Raw genomic sequence first — 20,074 nt, forward strand, 5'->3', positions numbered from 1 at the left:
ACAGGTGCGGCGTGACATCGGTTCAGCTGTAGAACGTCGGGTGAACGCCTTTGTGAGCCTCGATTTCCAACCGCATATCAGCCACCAGCGATGCAATTGCATGGGGACTGTCCAGTGTCCATACCGGTACGTGAGTGGCCACCAGATCCACTTTGCCGGTCATGCAATCGCAGACCCGAATCGTCAGGAACTGGTCTGCCTCCATGCTACAGGTGCACACGGCGGGCAGAAAACTTTGCTCGATGATGTTTTGGATTTCCAGGGGTGATAGGAACATCGCTACCTCCCTCACGCCAGATGGATGCCGGGCAAATGCTCCGTCATTTCACCCTTTAGCCTGAAAATTCTAATCCTCATTAGCGGGTGTCTCAAGGCTGTGACAGGTTGCTCGTCGTCTCATCGGGCTGTCGCGATTTGCGACACCTCCAAGCGAGTCGCCCGCCCCCTCGCATCACTCAAAACCCCGCCGACACTGGGCGATCAGCCCCTTCCCGGCACTTGGCACAGTCATTGCCAAACATTGAGCAAGCCCCCGTTTTCACGCACAACAAGAGGTCTTGCCATGCCCCTCCCTTATCTGCTTCCCGCCACCTCGGCGTTCATCCAGCGCGCACCGCGCATGCTCATCGGCGGTGACTGGGTCGAGGCCGCCGACGGCCAGACCATGCCCCTGCGCCAAGGGTGATGTCTTGCAGGCCGCTGCCCTTGATACGGTCGGCGCGAACTTCGACGGCGAGGATGGTGGCGTCGGAATTGGCGAGGATGATCAGCCCTTCCTTGCCTTGGCGATCGGCCAGATAGTCGATGGCCGGCATCGCCGCATCGATCAACAACCGATTGCTCGCCAGCAGCCCGTCGAGACTGGCGCTCGAGAGTGTCGAGCTTAGCCTTTCAATACCCGCGCCAGCGTCGACTTCACTTTGCCCATGCCATCATGCAGTGCCTGTTCAATCTCGGCCATGGTAATGACCGCCGTCGATTTGCCCGCCGCGGGGTTCACCACCAGCGCCAGACAGGCATAGTCCAGTTCCAGTTCACGCGCCAATGCAGCTTCCGGCATACCGGTCATGCCGACGATGTCGCAACCGTCACGTTCCAGCCTCGCGATTTCAGCAACTGTTTCCAGACGTGGCCCTTGAGTGCAGGCGTACACGCCATGGCTGCTATAGCCGACGCCTTCAGCCGCCAACGCCGCGATTAATCGCTGACGCAGGGGTTCGCTGTAGGGATAGCTGAAGTCGATGTGTGTAACGTGTTCCAGGTCATCGGCGAAATAGGTGTGTTCGCGACCGCTGGTGTAGTCGATCAATTGATGCGGCACGCAGAAATGCCCGGTGCCCATCGCGGCATGAATCCCGCCCACGGCGTTGACCGCGAGAATCGCTTCAGCTCCGGCCTGCTTCAAGGCCCACAGATTGGCGCGGTAGTTCACCTGATGCGGCGGGAAGCGGTGCGGGTGGCCGTGACGTGCGAGAAACAGCACTTCCTTGCCGGCGTACTCACCGATCTGCACCTCGGCCGAAGGCGCACCGTAAGGGGTGTCCACCGCCAATGACTGACGAATGCTCAAGCCTTCGAGTTGAGTCAGGCCGGTGCCACCGATAATCGCGTAAACCGTCATAACGAAAAGTCCTTAATCAATCAATTGAGCTTCTTTGAGCGCGCCGACGGCCGTCAGCCAGCGCGGGTCTTGACGGTATTCGGTGCTGGCGTACGCCTGCCCACGCATCCGCGCGATACGCGCCGAAGGCTTGACCTTCAACCGCTGGGCGGCACTCAAAGCCAACTCGGCAGCCGCACGGTCGTTGCACACCAGGCCCATGTCGCAACCGGCGGTCAATGCCGCTTCGATGCGACTGGCGGCATCGCCCACCACGTGCGCACCGGCCATCGACAGGTCGTCACTGAAGATCACGCCATCAAACTGCAGCTCGCCGCGCAGGATGTCCTGCAACCAGCGACGGGAGAAGCCGGCAGGCTGGGAATCGACTTGTGGATAAATAACGTGGGCCGGCATGACGGCGGCCAATTGCTTGCTTAATCGCGCGAATGGCACCAGGTCGTTGGCGCGGATCTCTTCGAGGCTGCGCTCGTCGTTGGGAATCGCAACGTGGGAATCGGCCTCGGCCCAGCCATGACCGGGGAAATGCTTGCCGGTGGCAGCCATCCCGGCGCTGTTCATGCCGCGGATGAATGCACCGGCGAGCAAGGCTGCGCGCTCGGGATCACCTTCGAACGAACGGGTACCGACCACCGCACTGCGCTGGTAATCCAGATCCAGCACCGGGGCGAAGCTCAGGTCGAGACCGACCGCGAGCACTTCGGTCGCCATGATCCAGCCGCACTGTTCGGCCAGGTATTCGGCATTCGGGTTGTCGGCGATGGCGCGCATGGCGGGCAGTCGCACGAAGCCCTGACGCAGCCGCTGAACCCGACCGCCCTCCTGGTCGACCGCCAGCAGCAGATCGGGACGAATGGCGCGGATCGCGGCGCTCAATTCGCGCACCTGACGCGGGTGTTCGATGTTGCGGGCAAAAATGATCAGGCCGCCCACTTCGGGCTGGCGCAACAATTGGCGATCTTCAGACGTCAGCCAGGTACCGGCGACGTCCACCATCAACGAGCCTTGCAGGCCAGCAGTCATGGAAATTCCTTGAATACGATAAACCCGGCTCGCACGAATTCGCCGCCATGGGCTGAGCCCGGCAGGTCGGCGATATCAATGAGGGGGTTCAAAACGAGAGTCGGCATGGGCGCCTAGCTTAGCGGATGTCCGCCACCGCGCCCACCCGTGTGCGGTTAAACCTTGGCGGCTACCGGAGTCGATTTACTGCGCGGACGCAATTGCGCGGCGGCCATGGCGGTGTCGGTGACGCCGGTTTCGGCACGCATGCCCGCAGCCAGGAATGGCACCATCAGACGCATCACTTGCTCGATGGAAGTGTTGACGCCGAAATCGGTCTCGGCAATCGCACGCAAGGCCTTGATCCCCGACATGCTGAATGCCGCTGCACCGAGCATGAAGTGCACGCGCCAGAACAGTTCGATCGGAGGAATGCGTGGCGCGGCTTCGTTGACCAGCAGCATGTAGCGGCGGAAAACCTTGCCGTACATGTCTTCCAGATAACGACGCAAGTGCCCTTGGCTCTGACTGAAAGCCAGCCCCAGCAAACGCATGAAGATGGACAGGTCGTTGCCGCTGCGTGGTTGCACCACCAGGGCTTGCTCGACGAGGATCTCCAGCAATTCTTCGAGGGTCGGTTTGTTCTCGGGTTTGGCCTGACGGCGCTCCAGCTCTTTATCGAGACTGAGGCAGAACGGCCCGAGAAAACGCGAGAAGACCGCTTGAATCAGCGCCTTCTTCGATCCGAAGTGATAGTTCACCGCCGCCAGATTGACACCGGCCTTGCTGGTGATCAGACGCAACGAGGTTTCAGCGAAACCTTTTTCCGCGAACAATTGCTCGGCAGCATCGAGAATGCGTTCAACGGTTTCCGACTGGGCCATGGCTACTCCGCCTGACAAACACTTGTTTGAAACATACGTTTCAGCCCAGGCCTTGTCAAGTCTGGCGGGTTCGTTTTGGGAATGGTCGGTCAGCTATTTAACCATACAACACTGGCGCTTCAATCGGCGAGCTGAATGACCGTCCAGCGGCCGGCAAAAAAAGGGGCATTGCCAAGACCGGTTCACTGTATATAATCCCAGTCACTGTATAAAAAGACAGAGCGATCAATATGCTAAAGCTGACGCCACGCCAAGCAGAGATTCTGGCCTTCATCAAACGCTGCCTCGAAGACAACGGCTACCCGCCAACCCGCGCGGAAATCGCTCAGGAACTGGGCTTCAAGTCGCCCAACGCGGCGGAAGAACACCTCAAGGCACTGGCCCGCAAGGGCGCGATCGAGATGACCCCGGGCGCCTCCCGTGGCATTCGCATCCCCGGCTTCGAAGCCAAGGCCGACGATTCTACCCTGCCGATCATCGGCCGAGTGGCAGCAGGCGCTCCGATCCTCGCCCAGCAGCACATCGAAGAATCCTGCAACATCAACCCTTCGTTCTTCCACCCTCGCGCTGACTATCTGTTGCGGGTCCATGGCATGAGCATGAAGGACGTCGGCATTTTCGACGGAGACCTACTGGCCGTCCATACCACCCGCGAAGCCCGTAACGGTCAGATCGTGGTGGCGCGGATTGGCGACGAAGTGACCGTCAAGCGCTTCAAGCGCGACGGCAGCAAAGTCTGGCTGATTGCCGAAAACCCTGAATTTGCCCCTATCGAAGTCAACCTGAAAGATCAGGAACTGGTGATCGAAGGCTTGAGCGTCGGCGTGATTCGCCGCTAAAGGAGGCTTTATGCAGTTCCCACACACTTCACAGCAAGCCCAACTGCCGTTGTTCGAGGCATTCATGGCGCAGCCGCTGGCGCCGATCCTGAAAGAAGTGGTCGAGTCGCCTTGGAGCGCCGAGCCCGAAGTCTTCAGCGAGCTGTCATTGCGTGGCGCGGCCGGGAACTGCCTGAACCTTCTGGCACCAATCCTCAGGGAGCTGAGCCAGGATCAGGACGCTCGCTGGCTGACTCTGATCGCCCCGCCCGCCAGCCTGACCCAGTCCTGGCTACGAGACGCCGGCCTGAACCGTGAACGCATTCTGCTGCTGCAACCACGCGGCACACAGAGCGCTCAGCAGCTGACCTGTGAAGCTTTGCGACTTGGCCGCAGCCATACGGTCGTCAGCTGGCTAAACCCGTTGAGCACATCGTCGCGGCAACAGCTGATCAGCGCCGCCCGTACCGGGGATGCGCAAAGTCTGAATATTCGGTTGGGTTAACTGACAAAACAGTGTTTGCACTGAACAGCGCGGGGCTTCTCCAAGGATAGAGAAGCCGGTCTGTAGAGGTATCCGCAAAATCCGACGGGCGGGATCAATGAAGAACCCGTGGCCCCTCTTCCTTATCAAATTCGCCTTCAACCAGGCGTCCTGCCATCTGAACACCGACGCTCAACATCGCCTTGGCGACTTCCACGTGCTGGCCTTGCAGGAAAGCCTTGGCATCCTCGGAGAAATCCAAAGTAACCAGAGAACCCTCGTCCTCGGCCCTACGCAGCTCGATTCGGCCGTCTGGTAACTCGACAATTTCTAGAAAGGACGTTGGCATAAAGGACTGTTCTCCACGAAAGGCAGGGATTATATAGGCATCGGCCAAGCTTCGCTCAGGATCTTGACCAGATGCCATCACGAAGAGAAATTTCTGACATCACGCTTCCTTGAGCGGACCATTCACCGAGCACTCAATCTTTCAGCACTCGTTCAGCCCGTCGCGAAACCGGATCGCCAAGCTTTTCAGATTCTGGCGCCAGCTCTCCAGTTCTTCCCGGCTCAGCTCTTCAGACGCCTCTTCTTCGTCCAGGTTGACGGCCAGAATAAGCGGCTGCGTCACATCACCCTTGGGCTTGTGTGGAGCACGAGGCGGTTGAAACAGTGCGGCATAAGCCGACAGCAGCTTGGCCAGCCAGGTTTCAGGGTTTTGCGCCAACTCGACCATCTCGGCCATTTCCGGAATAGCGATGGTTTCGAGTACTTCGCGGGTCAGCAGCATCTCTGCCCGTGGCGCATTGGCCTGAGGCAAGCGATAGAAACCGGCGATTTCATGGCACAGCCCCAACAGCGCCCCGTACAGGTGAAACAACGCCGATTCGCGACCGGCCTGAATCAGCGCCAGGGAGTTCATCGCTCGCCCCTCTTCGGCCTTGGCGAGCGCTTCCAGCGACAAGCCGGCGAAATAAATTTTCTGGTTGGTACGGGTATAGAGTTCGTGGGCCATGACGGCAGCCTCCACAACGAAATAATTGCTTCACGCAGGTCTGACAGTGTCATGGATCACCCAAGCTCACCGCAAGCCCAAAACAAAAAGGCCGCATGAAAACCCGAGGGTTGTCATGCGGCCTTTTTATGTGCAGCGGCTTTTAAGCCTTGGCTGCTGGACGCTTGTCTTCAACCGTCCACTTGCCACCATCGTAATACGCTTTCCAGCCAGTCGGCTTACCGTCGACTTCCGTCTGCACGTATTGCTCTTTGGTCTTGCGGCTGTAACGGATCACTGCTGGCAGACCGTCAGGATCTTTCTTCGGTGCTTCGCAGAGGAAGTGGTACTTCGGATCGATCTCATCCTTGTGCGGCACGATCTCGACGACCAATGGCGCACGGGTCTCGCGGTTTTTCGGGAACTGGCTGGCCGCCAGGAACAGGCCGGAAGCACCGTCACGCAGGATATAGGTGTCGTTGACCTTTTCGCATTTGAGCTCAGGCATCTTCACCGGATCCATCTTCGGCGGCGCCGCATCACCGCTTTTCAGCAGCTTGCGGGTGTTCTTGCAGGTTGCGTTGGTGCAACCGAAGAACTTGCCGAAACGGCCGGTCTTGAGCTGCATCTCGCTGCCGCACTTGTCGCATTCCAGGCTCGGACCTTCGTAGCCCTTGATGCGGTAAGCGCCCTCTTCGATCTCGTAGCCTGCGCAATCCGGGTTGTTACCGCAGATGTGCAGCTTGCGCTTCTCGTCGAGCAGGTAAGCGTCCATCGCCGTGCTGCAGATCGGGCAACGGTGCTTGCCGCGCAGAACCAGCGACTCCGACTCGCCCTCGTCGTCCGCAGCGATTTCGTCGCCCGGCACCAGGTTGACGGTGGCCTTGCAGCGCTCTTTTGGCGGCAGGCTGTAGCCCGAGCAACCGAGGAACACGCCGGTCGATGCAGTACGAATCTGCATCGGACGACCGCACACCACACATGGAATATCAGTCATTACCGGCTGGTTGGCGCGCATGCCGCCTTCGGCGCTTTCGGCCACTTCGAGTTTCTTCTTGAAGTCGCCGTAGAACTCGTCGAGCACGTTTTTCCAGTCGCGCTCGCCCTGGGCCACGTCATCGAGATTCTCTTCCATGCCGGCGGTGAAGCCGTAGTCCATGAGATTGGAGAAGCTCTCGGCCAGACGCTCGGTGACGATGTCGCCCATCTTTTCCGAATAGAAACGACGGTTGTGCAGCGCCACGTAGCCGCGGTCCTGGATGGTCGAAATGATCGCCGCGTAGGTCGAAGGACGACCGATGCCGCGTTTTTCCATTTCCTTTACCAGGCTCGCTTCCGAGTAACGCGCCGGCGGCTTGGTGAAGTGCTGGGTCGGATCAAGCTTGATCAGCTTCATCGCATCGCCCTGGGCCATGTCCGGCAGCACATCGTCATCACCAGGCTTGGTGATTTGCGGCATGACGCGGGTGTAACCGTCGAACTTCAGGATGCGGCCCTTGGCGCGCAACTCGAAGTCACCGGCACCGACGGTGACCGTGGTCGACAGGTATTGGGCCGGCAGCATCTGGCAGGCGAGGAACTGGCGCCAGATCAGCTCGTAAAGCCGCTCGGCATCACGCTCCATGCCCGACAGCTTGCTTGGCTCGGTATTGGCGTCAGACGGACGAATCGCTTCGTGAGCCTCTTGTGCGCCTTCCTTGCTGCTGTAGACGTTCGGGGTTTCCGGCAGGTACTTCTTGCCGAATTCGCCTTCAATATAAGTACGCGCCATCGTCACGGCATCGGCCGAGAGGTTGGTGGAGTCGGTACGCATATAAGTGATGTAGCCGGCTTCGTACAGACGCTGGGCCATCATCATGGTTTTCTTCACACCGAAGCCCAGGCGGTTGCTCGCGGCCTGCTGCAGGGTGGAGGTGATGAACGGTGCCGACGGCTTGCTGCTGGTCGGTTTGTCTTCGCGCTTGACGATGCTGTAGCTGGAAGCCTTGAGCTTCTCCAGCGCGGCCATGGCCTGGGCTTCGTTGAGCGGCTTGAAGGCTTCGCCTTTCTCGCGAGCCACGTCGAAGCGCACAGTCGCGCCCTTGGCGGTGCCGAGGTCAGCGTGAACTTCCCAGTACTCTTCCGGGTTGAACGCGCGGATTTCGCGCTCACGCTCAACCACCAGCTTCACGGCAACCGATTGCACGCGACCGGCGGACAGGCCACGAGCAACCTTGGCCCACAGCAGCGGCGAAACCATGTAACCCACCACGCGGTCGAGGAAGCGACGCGCCTGCTGAGCGTTTACGCGATCGATGTCCAGCTCGCCCGGCTGGGAGAAAGCTTCCTGGATCGCTTTTTTGGTGATTTCGTTGAACACCACGCGCTTGTAGCGGCTGTCGTCACCACCGATGGCTTCGCGCAGGTGCCAGGCAATGGCTTCCCCCTCGCGATCCAAGTCGGTTGCGAGATAGATGGTGTCAGCATCTTTGGCGAGCCGGCGCAGCTCTTCGATAACCTTTTCCTTGCCCGGGAGGATCTCGTACTTGGCTTTCCAGCCATGATCGGGATCGACACCCATGCGCGAGACCAGCTGCTTGCGCGCTTTCTCTTTCGGCGTGAGCACCGGACCTTCGCCTGCGGCGGCCTTGCCACGCTTGGCGGCAGGCTCTTTGCTGGCGCTAGCCGAACCGCTGGTGGGCAGGTCTCGGATATGGCCGATACTCGACTTCACCACGTATTGGTTACCCAGATACTTGTTGATGGTCTTGGCCTTAGCCGGGGATTCCACAATGACCAGCGATTTGCCCATGGATCAGAAAATTCCTGAATTCTAGAAGTGAAAGGCGGTTGGCGCCTGACGCGGCACCGCTATATATAGTGGCTACAAGGTGAGGTCAAGCGCAGGGTTCTGCGCGCACTCCCCTTATGGCTGCGGAAAAATGCTCGGTTCGGCTTGCACCAAAGCAAAGCGTGGCACCTGTTCGCCGTCAACCTCGACCGACTCCAGGAACATGCTCAAGGGACGTACCCAAAAGCCGTAATCGCCATACAGGGCTTGGTAGAAGACTACTTCTTCTTCGGTCTCCGAATGCCGCGCAACACTGAATACGCGGTACTGCGGACCTTTGTAATGTTGGTAGAGCCCAGGTTGTATCGGCATGCTTTGGCCCTCACTCAAATTTTTTCAAAATAAAAACAAAATAAATTCGGAAAAACAAAAACCGGGGCACTTGGCCCCGGCTTCCATCGACGAAACGCTTAAACGCGTTCGAAGACGGTGGAGATACCTTGGCCGAGACCAATGCACATGGTAGCCACCCCAAAGGTGCCGCCATTCTGCTTCATCACGTTCAGCAAGGTGCCCGAAATACGTGCACCGGAGCAACCGAACGGGTGACCCAGGGCGATCGCGCCGCCGTGCAGGTTAACCTTCTCGTTCATCTTGTCGAGCACTTTCAAATCTTTCAGCACTGGCAGGGCCTGTGCAGCGAAAGCTTCGTTGAGCTCGAAGAAGTCGATATCGTTGATGCCAAGACCCGCGCGCTTCAATGCTTTCTGCGTTGCCGGTACTGGACCATAGCCCATGATCGCCGGGTCCACACCTGCCACTGCCATCGAGCGAATCACCGCCAGCGGCTGGATGCCCAGGTCCTGGGCACGCTGTGCCGACATCACGATCATGCACGAAGCACCGTCGGTGATCTGCGACGAAGTACCAGCGGTCACGGTGCCGCCCTTCGGATTAAACGCTGGTTTCAGAGCCGCCAGGCTTTCCAGGGTGGTTTCCGGACGAATGGTTTCGTCGTAGTCGAACAGTTTCAGGAAACCGTTCTCGTCGTAGCCCTGCATCGGGATGATTTCGTCCTTGAACTTGCCTTCCACGGTCGCCTTGTGGGCGAGTTGGTGGGAGCGCACGCCAAAGGCGTCCTGCTGTTCGCGAGTAATGCCGTGCATTTTGCCGAGCATTTCCGCAGTCAGGCCCATCATGCCCGAGGCTTTCGCCGCGTACAGGGACATGTGCGGGTTCGGATCGACACCGTGCATCATGCTCACATGACCCATATGCTCGACGCCGCCAACGACGAACACGTCACCGTTGCCGGTCATGATCGCTTGCGCGGCAGTGTGCAGCGCACTCATCGACGAGCCACACAGACGGCTGACGGTCTGGCCGGCCGAGGTGTGTGGAATCTGAGTCATCAGGGACGCCATGCGGGCGATGTTCCAGCCCTGCTCCAGGGTCTGGTTAACGCAGCCCCAGATCACGTCTTCGACTTCGCTCGGGTCGACCTTGACGTTGCGTTCCAGCAATTTGCTGATCAGGTGTGCCGACATGTCTTCGGCGCGGGTGTTGCGGTGCATGCCGCCCTTGGAGCGGCCCATCGGCGTACGACCGAAGTCGACAATCACGACGTCTCTAGGATTCAAGCTCATATACTTTCACTCTCGCTCTAGTGTGGGCGCTTAACCGAAGAAGCTCTGACCGTTCTTGGCCATTTCACGCAGCTTCGCGGTCGGGTGGTACAGCGCGCCCAAATCAGCGTACTGGTCAGCCAGGGCAACGAACTCTGCAACACCGATCGAATCGATGTAGCGCAGCGCACCGCCACGGAATGGAGGGAAACCAATACCGTAGACCAGACCCATGTCGGCTTCGGCGGCGGTTTCGACGATGCCGTCTTCCAGGCAGCGCACGGTTTCCAGGCACAGCGGGATCATCATCCAGTTGATGATGTCTTCGTCAGTGACTTCGAGCTGTTGGAAAACGATCGGCTTGAGCACTTCCAGCACCGACGGATCGGCGACTTTCTTCTGCTTGCCGCGCTTGTCGGTCTCGTAGGCGTAGAAACCCTTGCCATTTTTCTGGCCCAGGCGCTTGGCTTCATAGAGCACGTCGACGGCCGAACGGCGATCGTCCTTCATGCGATCCGGGAAGCCTTCAGCCATGACGTCACGACCATGGTGGCCGGTGTCGATGCCGACCACGTCCATCAGGTATGCCGGGCCCATTGGCCAGCCGAACTTCTCCATGACCTTGTCGATGCGGACGAAGTCCACGCCGGCGCTGACCAGCTTGGCGAAACCGCCGAAGTACGGGAACAGCACACGGTTGACCAGGAAGCCCGGGCAGTCGTTGACGACGATCGGGTTCTTGCCCATTTTCTTGGCGTAGGCAACGGTGGTGGCAACGGCTACTTCGCTGGACTTCTCGCCACGGATCACTTCAACCAGCGGCATCATGTGCACCGGGTTGAAGAAGTGCATGCCGACGAAGTTTTCCGGACGCTTGAGGGCTTTGGCCAGCAAGGTGATGGAAATGGTCGAGGTGTTGGACGCCAGAATGGTGTCCTCTTTGACCTTGTCTTCGACTTCGGCCAGAACGGCTTGCTTGACCTTCGGGTTCTCGACCACGGCTTCGACCACCAGATCGACGTGACCGAAATCGCCGTAGGACAGGGTCGGACGAATGCCGTTGAGCACTTCGGCCATCTTCGCCGGGGTCATGCGACCTTTATCAACGCGGCCAACCAGCAGCTTGGCGGCTTCGGCCAGACCTTGCTCGATACCGTGCTCGTTGATGTCCTTCATCAGGATCGGCGTGCCTTTGGAGGCCGACTGATAAGCGATACCGCCACCCATGATGCCGGCGCCCAATACGGCGGCCTGCTTCACTTCCTTGGCGATTTCGTCGTAGGCCTTGGCCTTTTTCTTCAGCTCCTGATCGTTCAGGAACAGACCGATCAAGCTCTGTGCGGCAGAGGTCTTGGCCAGTTTGACGAAACCGGCGGCTTCGACTTCCAAGGCCTTGTCGCGACCGAAGTTCGCAGCTTTCTGGATGGTCTTGATCGCTTCGACCGGCGCCGGGTAGTTCGGGCCCGCTTGGCCGGCCACGAAACCTTTGGCGGTTTCGAACGACATCATTTGTTCGATGGCGTTGAGCTTGAGCTTTTCGAGCTTCGGCTGACGCTTGGCCTTGTAGTCAAACGTACCGGAGATGGCGCCTTTGATCAGGTTCAGCGCCGCTTCGTGCAACTTCTGCGAGTCGACCACCGCGTCGACGGCACCGACTTTCAGTGCGTCTTCAGCGCGGTTTTCCTTACCGGCGGCAATCCATTCGATGGCGTTGTCGGCACCGATGATACGCGGCAGGCGCACGGTACCGCCGAAGCCTGGGTAGATGCCCAGCTTGACTTCCGGCAGACCGATTTTGGCGGTGCTGGCCATGACGCGGAAATCCGCCGCCAGGCACATTTCCAGACCGCCACCCAGTGCGATGCCATTGATCGCGGCAACAGTCGGGACGTTGAGGTCTTCGAAATCGCTGAAAATCTTGTTGGCTTCGAGGTTGCCAGCAACAAGCTCGGCATCCGGCAGCTTGAAGTTGTCGACGAATTCGGTGATGTCGGCGCCGACGATGAATACGTCCTTGCCACTGCTGACGATCACACCCTTGATCGAAGCATCTGCCTTGATGGTGTCTACAGCCTGACGCAGCTCGTTCAGGGTAAGACGGTTGAACTTGTTGACGGACTCACCCTTGAGGTCGAACTTCAGTTCGACGATGCCACTTTCAAGAGCCTTAACCGTGATGGCTTTACCTTCGTAAATCATCAACTGATCTCCACGATATGGAAGCTGAACAGTACACGTCGGACGCAGGCGGCTGGCTCGGCAGGGACGTTTATCGTCAATGCTAACGCCAACTCACCCGGCACACCCGCCAACGCGATAGTCGGGATTCTGTAGGAGCAGTCTGTAATACAAACGCTCAATTCATACGCCCGTTTGATTTGGGTGTGTCACCTTCACGGAATTTCCGGCAATTGTCAATCGCCCAAAATACTGGTTGAAACGCGACTTTCCGGTCACTTCCGTACCACGAAGCCCTGCAACATGCAGATGCATGTGAGGCCATTCATAGAATCAATAGTTAGAAAAGTCGCCCTAATTCGCGGCAACCTGTGTTTAACAGGCTACGCTGGCGGGATCCTGAAGAAAAAATTGAACGCTTTTGACGAATGCCAAGCGTAAGATCTGTGCCACAAAGAATTACCGGCCTGCCTGGCCAACCTCAGCCCGATGATGATGTCGGGCTTTTTATTGCCTTCCGTAACAGATCGGGGTTCAGGCGAGTGCCTTGAGCGTAGCGTCGATCTGTTGCAGAACCTCGGCTTCGCCCTTCTCGCCCCAATACAGGGCAATCATTTGCTTGTCTGCCTCGACCTTGTAGACGTTGGCAGGCAGTTTTTCGAAATGATTCAGAAGCACTCCATCCTCGCAGACTTCCTGCCACTGATTGACCCACACACCCGGCGCCTTCTGCCAATAGCTCCAGCACGCTGGCTGAGTGCCACGGCGCGGTCGGTGGTACTGGGCGCAAGGGCTTGGCGGCTCCTGGCTCAGCCAGTGCGGCCACTCCTGGGGCGCCAATTGCATGGCAAGGCCGATGCGCCGCGCCTCCATGCGCAGAGCCATGCGACCGCTCTGGACACGAGACGGTCGCAACCAGGCCAGCGGGCTCAGCACCACCAGCAGGATTGACACCACTATCCAGACCGTCATATCTGTACTCCCGATTCTTGATGAGCCCATTGGGTCACGTTGAAACCAATGCGCTTGAAACCAGCCATACTTACCAATATTGCAATCCTCAGGAGGAGCACCTCATGCCCTACCACCATATTCTGGTCGCTGTAGATCTAACCGAAGAGTGCGATCCTGTAATCCACCGCGCCCGCGAACTTTCGGTGAGCAATGGCGCAAAGCTGTCCCTGGTGCATATCGTCGAGCCGATGGCCATGGCCTTTGGCGGCGACGTGCCGATGGACCTTTCCCAATTGCAACAGCAACAGTTCGATCAGGCCAAGGAGCGCCTTGAGCGATTGATCCTGAAATACCCGGAGCTCTCCAAGGAATACAGCCACTTGACCTACGGCCAGCCGCGACAGGAGATTCACCATCTCGCCAAGGAGCAAACGTGCGACCTGATCGTGGTGGGCAGTCATGGCCGGCATGGCCTGGCACTGTTGCTCGGCTCCACTGCCAATGACGTGCTGCACGGCGCGCCTTGCGATGTACTTGCCGTGCGCCTGCAAAAAAGCTGACAACAAGCAACAATAAACCCCTTACGAAAAGCCCGGCATTCACACGAGTGAAGCCGGGCTTTTTTATAGCCGGATCAATCAGGCATCCAGTTCGGCCCAGCGCTCGACCATCACGTCGAGTTCAGCCTGTAACTGCTCAAGCTGAGCGATCACTGCAGCCGTCTCGGCAGGAGGACGCTGATAGAAGCCGGCGTCCGCCATCTGCGCTTCAACCACCGCGATCTGCTGCTCCATGGCTTCGATCTGGCCAGGCAAGGCTTCCAGCTCACGCTGCAACTTGTAGCTGAGTTTCTTTTTCGCCACCGGCGCTGGCGTTTCCACTGCAGCAACCGGCGCAGGTTCGGCCGTCACGACAGCCGAATTCAGGTCGGCTTTGCCGGACTTGCTCTCGGTCACACCCAGCAGGCGCGGCGAGCCGCCCTGACGCAGCCAGTCCTGATAACCACCGACATATTCGCGAACCTTGCCTTCACCTTCGAAGACCAGGGTGCTGGTGACCACGTTGTCGAGGAATGCCCGGTCGTGGCTGACCATCAGCACAGTGCCGTTGAAGGTCAGCAAGACCTCTTCCAGCAGTTCTAGGGTTTCCACGTCGAGGTCGTTGGTCGGTTCGTCGAGCACCAGCAGGTTCGCCGGTTTGCTGAACAGTTTGGCCAGCAGCAGACGCGCACGCTCACCACCGGACAACGCCTTGACCGGCGTGCGGGCACGCTGCGGGCTGAACAGGAAGTCGCCAAGGTAGCTCAGCACGTGACGGCTCTGGCCATCGATATCGATGAAGTCGCGACCTTCAGCGACGTTGTCGATCACGGTCTTTTCCAGGTCCAACTGATGGCGCAACTGGTCGAAATAGGCCACGTCGATGCGCGTCCCCTCTTCCACTGTGCCGCTGGTCGGTTGCAGACCGTTGAGCATCAGCTTCAACAGCGTGGTCTTGCCGGTACCGTTGGCGCCGAGCAGACCGATGCGGTCGCCGCGCTGCAGGACCATCGAGAAATCCTTGATCAGGAACGGGCCGCCCGGGTGAGCGAAACTCACGTTCTCGAGCACCATCACCTGCTTGCCGGACTTGTCGGCGGTATCGAGCTGAATGTTGGCCTTGCCGGTACGCTCACGACGCTCGCTACGCTCGACGCGCAGGGCTTTCAGTGCACGGACACGGCCTTCGTTACGGGTGCGACGCGCCTTGATGCCCTGGCGGATCCAGACTTCTTCCTGGGCCAGTTTTTTATCGAACAGCGCGTTGGCGGTTTCTTCAGCGGCCAGTGTGGCCTCTTTGTGCACGAGGAAGCTGGCGTAATCGCCGTTCCAGTCGATCAAGCCGCCGCGATCCAGTTCCAGGATACGGGTTGCAAGGTTCTGCAGGAATGAACGGTCGTGCGTGATGAACAGTACGGCGCCCTGGAAATCCTTCAGCGCTTCTTCAAGCCAGGCGATGGCACCGATGTCCAGGTGGTTGGTCGGTTCGTCGAGCAGCAGCAGGTCCGGTTCGGAAACCAGCGCCTGAGCCAACAGGACGCGACGACGCCAGCCGCCGGACAATTCGGCGAGGGTCTTGTCGGCAGGCAACTGCAGACGGCTCAAGGTGCTGTCGACCAGTTGCTGCAAGCGCCAGCCATCTCGGGCTTCGAGGTCGTGCTGGACGTGCATCAGCTTGTCCAGATCGGCGTCAGTGACGATGTTCTGGCTCAGATGGTGATATTCGGCAAGCAACGCACCAACGCCGTCGAGGCCTTCGGCGACCACGTCGAACACGGTCCGCTCGTCGGCTACCGGCAATTCTTGCGGCAATTCACCAATCTTGAGGCCGGGTGCGCGCCAAACGGAGCCATCGTCGGGCTTCTGGTCGCCCTTGACGAGCTTCATCATGCTGGACTTGCCAGTGCCGTTGCGGCCGATGATGCACACCCGCTCACCACGGGCGATCTGCCAGGACACCTTGTCCAACAACGGCATAGCGCCGAAAGCAAGGGACACATCGCTGAATTTGAGCAGGGTCATGAGCTTCTCCAAAAACCGGGCGCGCATTCTACCTGACTTGAGGCTACAGAAGGCCGGCAATTTCAATGTCGAAGCACTCTGCACAACAATTGTTGCGAACTTATGCTGGCATGTCGGCAAAGCTTTCACCCGCTGCTGGCAAAAGGCTAAGCTACATATAATTAGGTGCCGGTCTTACCAGCACTTGTCATGATTTTTCTGCCCGGATGTCTCATGCGCAGTCGCCTTTTCAGTCTTTTTTCATGTTTGCTTCTTACAGCCGCTGCCGTTCAATCCGCCCAGGCGGTAGACCTGTCTACCCAACGCCAGTATTACGACGAAGCCAAGCGTGCCTTGGCCAAGGGCGATTCCGGCCCTTATTTCCGTTATAGCCAGGCGCTCAGCGATTATCCGCTGACCCCCTACCTGGCTTATGACGAACTGACCGCGCGGCTGAAAACCGCAAACAATGCCGAAATCGAGAACTTCCTCGCCGAACACGGCGACCTGCCACAAGCCAACTGGATGAAATTGCGCTGGTTGCGCTGGCTGGCCGAACGCGGCGATTGGGAAACGTTCGTCAAATATTATGACCCCAAGCTCAATTTCACCGAACTGGACTGCCTGAACGCGCAGTATCAGATCAGCCATAACCGTAAGACCGAAGGTTACGCCAACGCCGACAAACTCTGGCTGAGCGGCAAAACCCGGCCCGAGGCATGCGATGCAGTGTTCGGCATGTGGGCCGCCGATGGTCAACTGACTGAACAGAAACGCTGGGAACGCACCAAGCTCGCCGCCCAGGCCGGCAACTACCCGCTGGCCAACAGCCTGATCAATGGCCTGACGACCCTCGCCCCGCGCGGTCGCCTGCTGGTGGATGTGGCGCAGAAACCCGAACTGCTGAATCAGCCGTCGCGCTTTACCCCGGCCGATGAGCCGATGTCCGACATCGTCAGCCTTGGCCTGCGCCGCCTGGCCCGTCAGGATCCGGACAGGGCCATGGCCCTGCTCGACGGCTACGCCAGCAGCATGCACTTCTCCCGGGACGAAAAAGTCGCGATCGCCCGGGAAATCGGGCTGACCCTCGCTCGACGATTCGACAGTCGCGCGCTGGACGTGATGACCAAATACGACCCGGAGCTGCGGGACAACACCGTTTCGGAATGGCGCTTGCGCCTGCTGTTGCGTCTGGCCCGTTGGGACGACGCCTATCAGTTGACCCGCCGCCTGCCTCAGGACCTGGCCACCACCAACCGCTGGCGTTATTGGCAGGCTCGCACCCTGGAGTTGGCGCAGCCACAGAATCCGCAAGCGCAAACGCTTTACAAGGGCCTGGCTCGCGAACGCGACTTCTACGGCTTCCTGGCGGCCGATCGCTCGCAGTCTCCCTATTCGCTGATCAACAAACCGCTGATGCTCAGCCAGGCGCTGATCAACAAGGTACGCAATACCCCCGGTGTGCGCCGCGCGCTGGAGTTCCATGCACGCGGGCAGATCGTCGACGGCCGACGCGAGTGGTACCACGTCAGCCGGCACTTCAGCCGTGATGAAATGGTTGCCCAGGCGAAACTGGCTTACGACCTGAAGTGGTATTTCCCGGCGATCCGCACCATCAGTCAGGCGCAGTACTGGGACGACCTGGACATCCGCTTCCCGATGGCTCACCGCGATACCCTGGTGCGTGAAGCCAAGGTCCGTGGCCTGCACTCGAGCTGGGTGTTCGCGATCACTCGTCAGGAAAGCGCCTTCATGGACGACGCCCGTTCCGGCGTTGGCGCCAGCGGCCTGATGCAACTGATGCCCGGCACCGCCAAGGAAACCGCGCGCAAGTTCAGCATTCCCCTGGCCTCGCCGCAGCAAGTGCTCGATCCGGACAAGAATATCCAGCTCGGCGCCGCTTATCTGAGCCAGGTCCATAGCCAGTTCAACGGCAACCGCGTGCTCGCCTCCGCTGCCTACAACGCCGGCCCCGGCCGCGTGCGTCAATGGTTGCGCGGCGCCGACCACCTGAGCTTCGATGTGTGGGTGGAAAGCATCCCGTTCGACGAAACCCGCCAGTACGTGCAGAACGTGCTGTCGTATTCGGTGATCTACGGCCAGAAGCTCAATTCACCGCAGCCGCTGGTGGATTGGCATGAACGTTACTTTGACGATCAATGAGCCTGCTTTGAAACGCTGACAAAAATGCCCGCATCGATTGATGCGGGCTTTTTTTATGGTGCTCGACTTGGTCGGTTACTTATTCGGTTACTTGGTCAGTTGGGGCATGGAGCCCATCACTAAACTGCAACGCAGCCAATCGCGCATACAACGCATTGCTCGCAATCAACTCCTGATGCGTCCCCACCGCCACCAGTTTCCCTTGGTCCATCACCGCGATTCGGTCAGCGTTTTTCACTGTCGCCAGTCGATGGGCGATGACCAGCGTGGTGCGGTTTTTCATCAGGCTGGGCAGGGCTTGCTGGATCAGGTGCTCGCTCTGGGCGTCGAGGGCGCTGGTGGCTTCGTCCAGCAGCAGGATCGGCGCGTCCACCAGCAGCGCCCGGGCGATAGCCAGGCGTTGGCGTTGACCGCCGGACAAACCGAGACCCGCGTCGCCGAGGTGGGTCTGGTAGCCGTTGGGCATTTGCTCGATGAAGTCGTGGGCGTAGGCAATTTTGGCGGCTTCCTGGACCTGGGCCAAAGTCGCCGTCGGGTGGCCGTAGCGAATGTTCTCTTCGATGCTGCCGAAGAACAGCGCCGGGGTTTGCGAGACGAGGGCGAAGCAGCGACGCAGGTCCAGAGGGTCGAGTTGGGTCAGCGGCACACCGTCCAGCAGGATGCGTCCTTCAGCGGGGTCGTAAAAGCGCAACAGCAGGTCATACACCGTCGATTTGCCGGCACCTGACGGCCCGACCAGAGCGAGGGTTTCGCCGGCATTGATCGTCAGACTCAAACCATCGACGGCATAGCTCTCAGGACGCGACGGGTAGGAAAAGCGCAGATCTTGCAGCACCAGATCGCCCTTCACCCGTTCAGGCAGGGTCACCAGCCCATGGGTCGGTGGCTGGATGATGTTTTCCGAACGCAACAGCTCGGCAATCCGCTCCGCCGCCCCTGCTGCTCGCTGCAGTTCGCCGATCACTTCACTCAATGTGCCAAAGGCGCCACCGACGATCAGGCTGTAAAAGACGAACGCTGCCAACTCACCCGCGGAAATCCGCCCGGCGATGACGTCCATTCCGCCGACCCAGAGCATCACCCCGACCGCGCCCAACACCAGCAGGATCACCAGGGTGATCAACCAGGCTCGCTGGAAAATGCGTTTGCGGGCGGTATTGAAAGCCTCTTCCACGGTCGCGGCAAAACGCTGTTCGTCCTGCACCTGATGGTTGTAGGCCTGCACGGTTTTGATCTGACTCAGGGTTTCGGACACATAACTGCCGATATCGGCAACCCGATCCTGGCTCTGGCGCGACAGGGTGCGTACCCGGCGGCCAAAAATCAGGATCGGCGCGACCACCAACGGCAATGCGACCACTACGATGCTGGTCAGCTTGGGGTTGGTGATAAACAACAAGACAATCCCGCCGATCACCATCAGCCCGTTGCGCAGGAACAGCGATAGCGAAGAGCCGATCACCGATTGCAGCAGCGTGGTGTCGGCAGTCAGTCGTGACTGGATCTCGGAGCTGCGGTTGTCTTCATAAAAACCCGGATGCAGATAGACCAGGTGGTTGAACACCCGACGGCGAATGTCCGCGACAACGCGCTCGCCAATCCACGACACCAGGTAAAAGCGCACAAAGGTGCCAATCGCCAGACCGATCACCAGCAACATGAACAGGCCGATGGATTGATTGAGCAAATGCGTCGACTGGGTCATGAAACCCTGATCCACCAACAGGCGAATCCCCTGCCCCATGGACAAGGTGATGCCGGCAGTGACAATCAACGCCAGCAAGGCGCCGAAGGCCGGCCAGCGATAAGGCGTGATGAAACGGCTGGCCAGGCGAATGGCGCGGCGGTGACGGGCAGAAAGCATGAAGATCATCCGAAGGCGTAACCCATGGTTTTGACCCGATCAAGCCTACACTGCTCAATCGGATTGAACGCTGTAAATCACAATGAGTCGGGTTAATTATGACCGCCTAGACTAGTGGCTAGAGAATATTGGTCTAAAGTCCGGGTGGAAACATCAGGGTATTTCTGATGGACTGAA

General features: G+C 59.1%; 17 protein-coding genes and 1 pseudogene. 4 read left to right on the plus strand and 14 right to left on the minus strand.

What is annotated here, in order from left to right; translation table 11 throughout:
* Positions 1 to 22: 22 nt before the first annotated feature.
* The 5 genes and pseudogenes from PGR6_RS19220 to PGR6_RS19240 all read right to left on the minus strand — a co-directional run bounded on the left by PGR6_RS19220 (position 23) and on the right by PGR6_RS19240 (position 3,507).
* On the minus strand, positions 23 to 277 hold the full coding sequence (locus PGR6_RS19220; protein ID WP_018925324.1) for a DUF1652 domain-containing protein: 255 nt from the start codon (positions 275 to 277) through the stop codon (positions 23 to 25).
* Between the two features lie 370 nt (positions 278 to 647).
* Positions 648 to 872, minus strand: a pseudogene (locus PGR6_RS19225) (sigma-54-dependent Fis family transcriptional regulator); the annotation flags it as partial.
* An 11-nt stretch (positions 873 to 883) separates the two neighbouring features.
* On the minus strand, positions 884 to 1,621 hold the full coding sequence (locus PGR6_RS19230; protein WP_019579918.1) for an S-methyl-5'-thioinosine phosphorylase: 738 nt from the start codon (positions 1,619 to 1,621) through the stop codon (positions 884 to 886).
* A 12-nt stretch (positions 1,622 to 1,633) separates the two neighbouring features.
* Positions 1,634 to 2,644, minus strand: a complete 1,011-nt coding sequence (gene nagZ / locus PGR6_RS19235; protein ID WP_019579917.1) for a beta-N-acetylhexosaminidase — start codon at positions 2,642 to 2,644, stop codon at positions 1,634 to 1,636.
* A gap of 155 nt (positions 2,645 to 2,799) precedes the next feature.
* Positions 2,800 to 3,507: a TetR/AcrR family transcriptional regulator gene (locus tag PGR6_RS19240; RefSeq protein WP_018925321.1), complete on the minus strand. Its 708-nt coding sequence runs from the start codon at positions 3,505 to 3,507 to the stop codon at positions 2,800 to 2,802.
* A gap of 230 nt (positions 3,508 to 3,737) precedes the next feature.
* Here PGR6_RS19240 and lexA point away from each other — a divergent pair, with 230 nt between their 5' ends.
* Positions 3,738 to 4,346 carry a transcriptional repressor LexA gene (gene lexA, locus PGR6_RS19245; protein ID WP_026286346.1) on the plus strand — a complete coding sequence of 203 codons (609 nt, stop codon included), beginning with the start codon at positions 3,738 to 3,740 and terminating at the stop codon, positions 4,344 to 4,346.
* A 10-nt stretch (positions 4,347 to 4,356) separates the two neighbouring features.
* Positions 4,357 to 4,830 (plus strand): SOS-induced cell division inhibitor SulA, encoded by a 474-nt coding sequence (sulA, locus tag PGR6_RS19250; RefSeq protein ID WP_064619094.1) that lies wholly within the window; start codon positions 4,357 to 4,359, stop codon positions 4,828 to 4,830.
* Positions 4,831 to 4,924: 94 nt separating this feature from the next.
* On the opposite strand, the gene PGR6_RS19255 is transcribed toward sulA, so the two are convergent.
* The 7 genes from PGR6_RS19255 to PGR6_RS19285 form a co-directional block, all read right to left on the minus strand.
* Positions 4,925 to 5,158, minus strand: coding sequence for a hypothetical protein (locus PGR6_RS19255; protein WP_007933173.1), 234 nt, complete (start codon positions 5,156 to 5,158; stop codon positions 4,925 to 4,927).
* Positions 5,159 to 5,299: 141 nt separating this feature from the next.
* Positions 5,300 to 5,824: a DUF6586 family protein gene (locus PGR6_RS19260; RefSeq protein ID WP_064619098.1), complete on the minus strand. Its 525-nt coding sequence runs from the start codon at positions 5,822 to 5,824 to the stop codon at positions 5,300 to 5,302.
* A gap of 142 nt (positions 5,825 to 5,966) precedes the next feature.
* Positions 5,967 to 8,594, minus strand: a complete 2,628-nt coding sequence (gene topA / locus PGR6_RS19265; RefSeq protein WP_018925317.1) for a type I DNA topoisomerase — start codon at positions 8,592 to 8,594, stop codon at positions 5,967 to 5,969.
* A 114-nt stretch (positions 8,595 to 8,708) separates the two neighbouring features.
* Entirely contained in the window at positions 8,709 to 8,945 is a 237-nt protein-coding gene (locus PGR6_RS19270) for a DUF1653 domain-containing protein (protein ID WP_007933188.1), read from the minus strand.
* Positions 8,946 to 9,043: 98 nt separating this feature from the next.
* Entirely contained in the window at positions 9,044 to 10,219 is a 1,176-nt protein-coding gene (gene fadA, locus PGR6_RS19275; protein WP_007933190.1) for an acetyl-CoA C-acyltransferase FadA, read from the minus strand.
* A gap of 30 nt (positions 10,220 to 10,249) precedes the next feature.
* The gene (fadB, locus tag PGR6_RS19280) at positions 10,250 to 12,397 is read right to left on the minus strand and encodes a fatty acid oxidation complex subunit alpha FadB (protein WP_018925315.1); all 2,148 of its coding nucleotides are present in this window, start codon (positions 12,395 to 12,397) and stop codon (positions 10,250 to 10,252) included.
* 513 nt (positions 12,398 to 12,910) lie between these two features.
* Positions 12,911 to 13,348 (minus strand): hypothetical protein, encoded by a 438-nt coding sequence (locus tag PGR6_RS19285; RefSeq protein ID WP_007933194.1) that lies wholly within the window; start codon positions 13,346 to 13,348, stop codon positions 12,911 to 12,913.
* Between the two features lie 104 nt (positions 13,349 to 13,452).
* Here PGR6_RS19285 and PGR6_RS19290 point away from each other — a divergent pair, with 104 nt between their 5' ends.
* Positions 13,453 to 13,890, plus strand: coding sequence for a universal stress protein (locus tag PGR6_RS19290; protein WP_007933196.1), 438 nt, complete (start codon positions 13,453 to 13,455; stop codon positions 13,888 to 13,890).
* Between the two features lie 78 nt (positions 13,891 to 13,968).
* Here PGR6_RS19290 and PGR6_RS19295 read toward each other — a convergent pair whose 3' ends face one another.
* Entirely contained in the window at positions 13,969 to 15,891 is a 1,923-nt protein-coding gene (locus PGR6_RS19295; protein WP_018925314.1) for an ATP-binding cassette domain-containing protein, read from the minus strand.
* 213 nt (positions 15,892 to 16,104) lie between these two features.
* Between PGR6_RS19295 and PGR6_RS19300 the strand changes: the two genes are divergently transcribed.
* Positions 16,105 to 18,033, plus strand: coding sequence for a transglycosylase SLT domain-containing protein (locus PGR6_RS19300; protein WP_018925313.1), 1,929 nt, complete (start codon positions 16,105 to 16,107; stop codon positions 18,031 to 18,033).
* Between the two features lie 79 nt (positions 18,034 to 18,112).
* On the opposite strand, the gene PGR6_RS19305 is transcribed toward PGR6_RS19300, so the two are convergent.
* Positions 18,113 to 19,897, minus strand: coding sequence for an ABC transporter transmembrane domain-containing protein (locus tag PGR6_RS19305; RefSeq protein WP_064621324.1), 1,785 nt, complete (start codon positions 19,895 to 19,897; stop codon positions 18,113 to 18,115).
* Between the last annotated feature and the right edge of the window lie 177 nt (positions 19,898 to 20,074).

Source organism: Pseudomonas sp. GR 6-02 (assembly GCF_001655615.1).
Classification (GTDB): Bacteria; Pseudomonadota; Gammaproteobacteria; order Pseudomonadales; family Pseudomonadaceae; genus Aquipseudomonas.

Coding starts and splice junctions, on each gene's coding strand:
- PGR6_RS19300 (WP_018925313.1), top strand. CDS start 16,105: ATGCGCAGTCGCCTTTTCAGTCTTTTTTCATGTTTGCTTCTTACAGCC.
- PGR6_RS19255 (WP_007933173.1), bottom strand. CDS start 5,158: ATGCCAACGTCCTTTCTAGAAATTGTCGAGTTACCAGACGGCCGAATC.
- fadA (WP_007933190.1), bottom strand. CDS start 10,219: ATGAGCTTGAATCCTAGAGACGTCGTGATTGTCGACTTCGGTCGTACG.
- PGR6_RS19230 (WP_019579918.1), bottom strand. CDS start 1,621: ATGACGGTTTACGCGATTATCGGTGGCACCGGCCTGACTCAACTCGAA.
- PGR6_RS19295 (WP_018925314.1), bottom strand. CDS start 15,891: ATGACCCTGCTCAAATTCAGCGATGTGTCCCTTGCTTTCGGCGCTATG.
- lexA (WP_026286346.1), top strand. CDS start 3,738: ATGCTAAAGCTGACGCCACGCCAAGCAGAGATTCTGGCCTTCATCAAA.
- PGR6_RS19270 (WP_007933188.1), bottom strand. CDS start 8,945: ATGCCGATACAACCTGGGCTCTACCAACATTACAAAGGTCCGCAGTAC.
- PGR6_RS19220 (WP_018925324.1), bottom strand. CDS start 277: ATGTTCCTATCACCCCTGGAAATCCAAAACATCATCGAGCAAAGTTTT.
- nagZ (WP_019579917.1), bottom strand. CDS start 2,644: ATGACTGCTGGCCTGCAAGGCTCGTTGATGGTGGACGTCGCCGGTACC.
- PGR6_RS19260 (WP_064619098.1), bottom strand. CDS start 5,824: ATGGCCCACGAACTCTATACCCGTACCAACCAGAAAATTTATTTCGCC.
- PGR6_RS19285 (WP_007933194.1), bottom strand. CDS start 13,348: ATGACGGTCTGGATAGTGGTGTCAATCCTGCTGGTGGTGCTGAGCCCG.
- PGR6_RS19290 (WP_007933196.1), top strand. CDS start 13,453: ATGCCCTACCACCATATTCTGGTCGCTGTAGATCTAACCGAAGAGTGC.
- topA (WP_018925317.1), bottom strand. CDS start 8,594: ATGGGCAAATCGCTGGTCATTGTGGAATCCCCGGCTAAGGCCAAGACC.
- PGR6_RS19240 (WP_018925321.1), bottom strand. CDS start 3,507: ATGGCCCAGTCGGAAACCGTTGAACGCATTCTCGATGCTGCCGAGCAA.
- PGR6_RS19305 (WP_064621324.1), bottom strand. CDS start 19,897: ATGCTTTCTGCCCGTCACCGCCGCGCCATTCGCCTGGCCAGCCGTTTC.
- fadB (WP_018925315.1), bottom strand. CDS start 12,397: ATGATTTACGAAGGTAAAGCCATCACGGTTAAGGCTCTTGAAAGTGGC.
- sulA (WP_064619094.1), top strand. CDS start 4,357: ATGCAGTTCCCACACACTTCACAGCAAGCCCAACTGCCGTTGTTCGAG.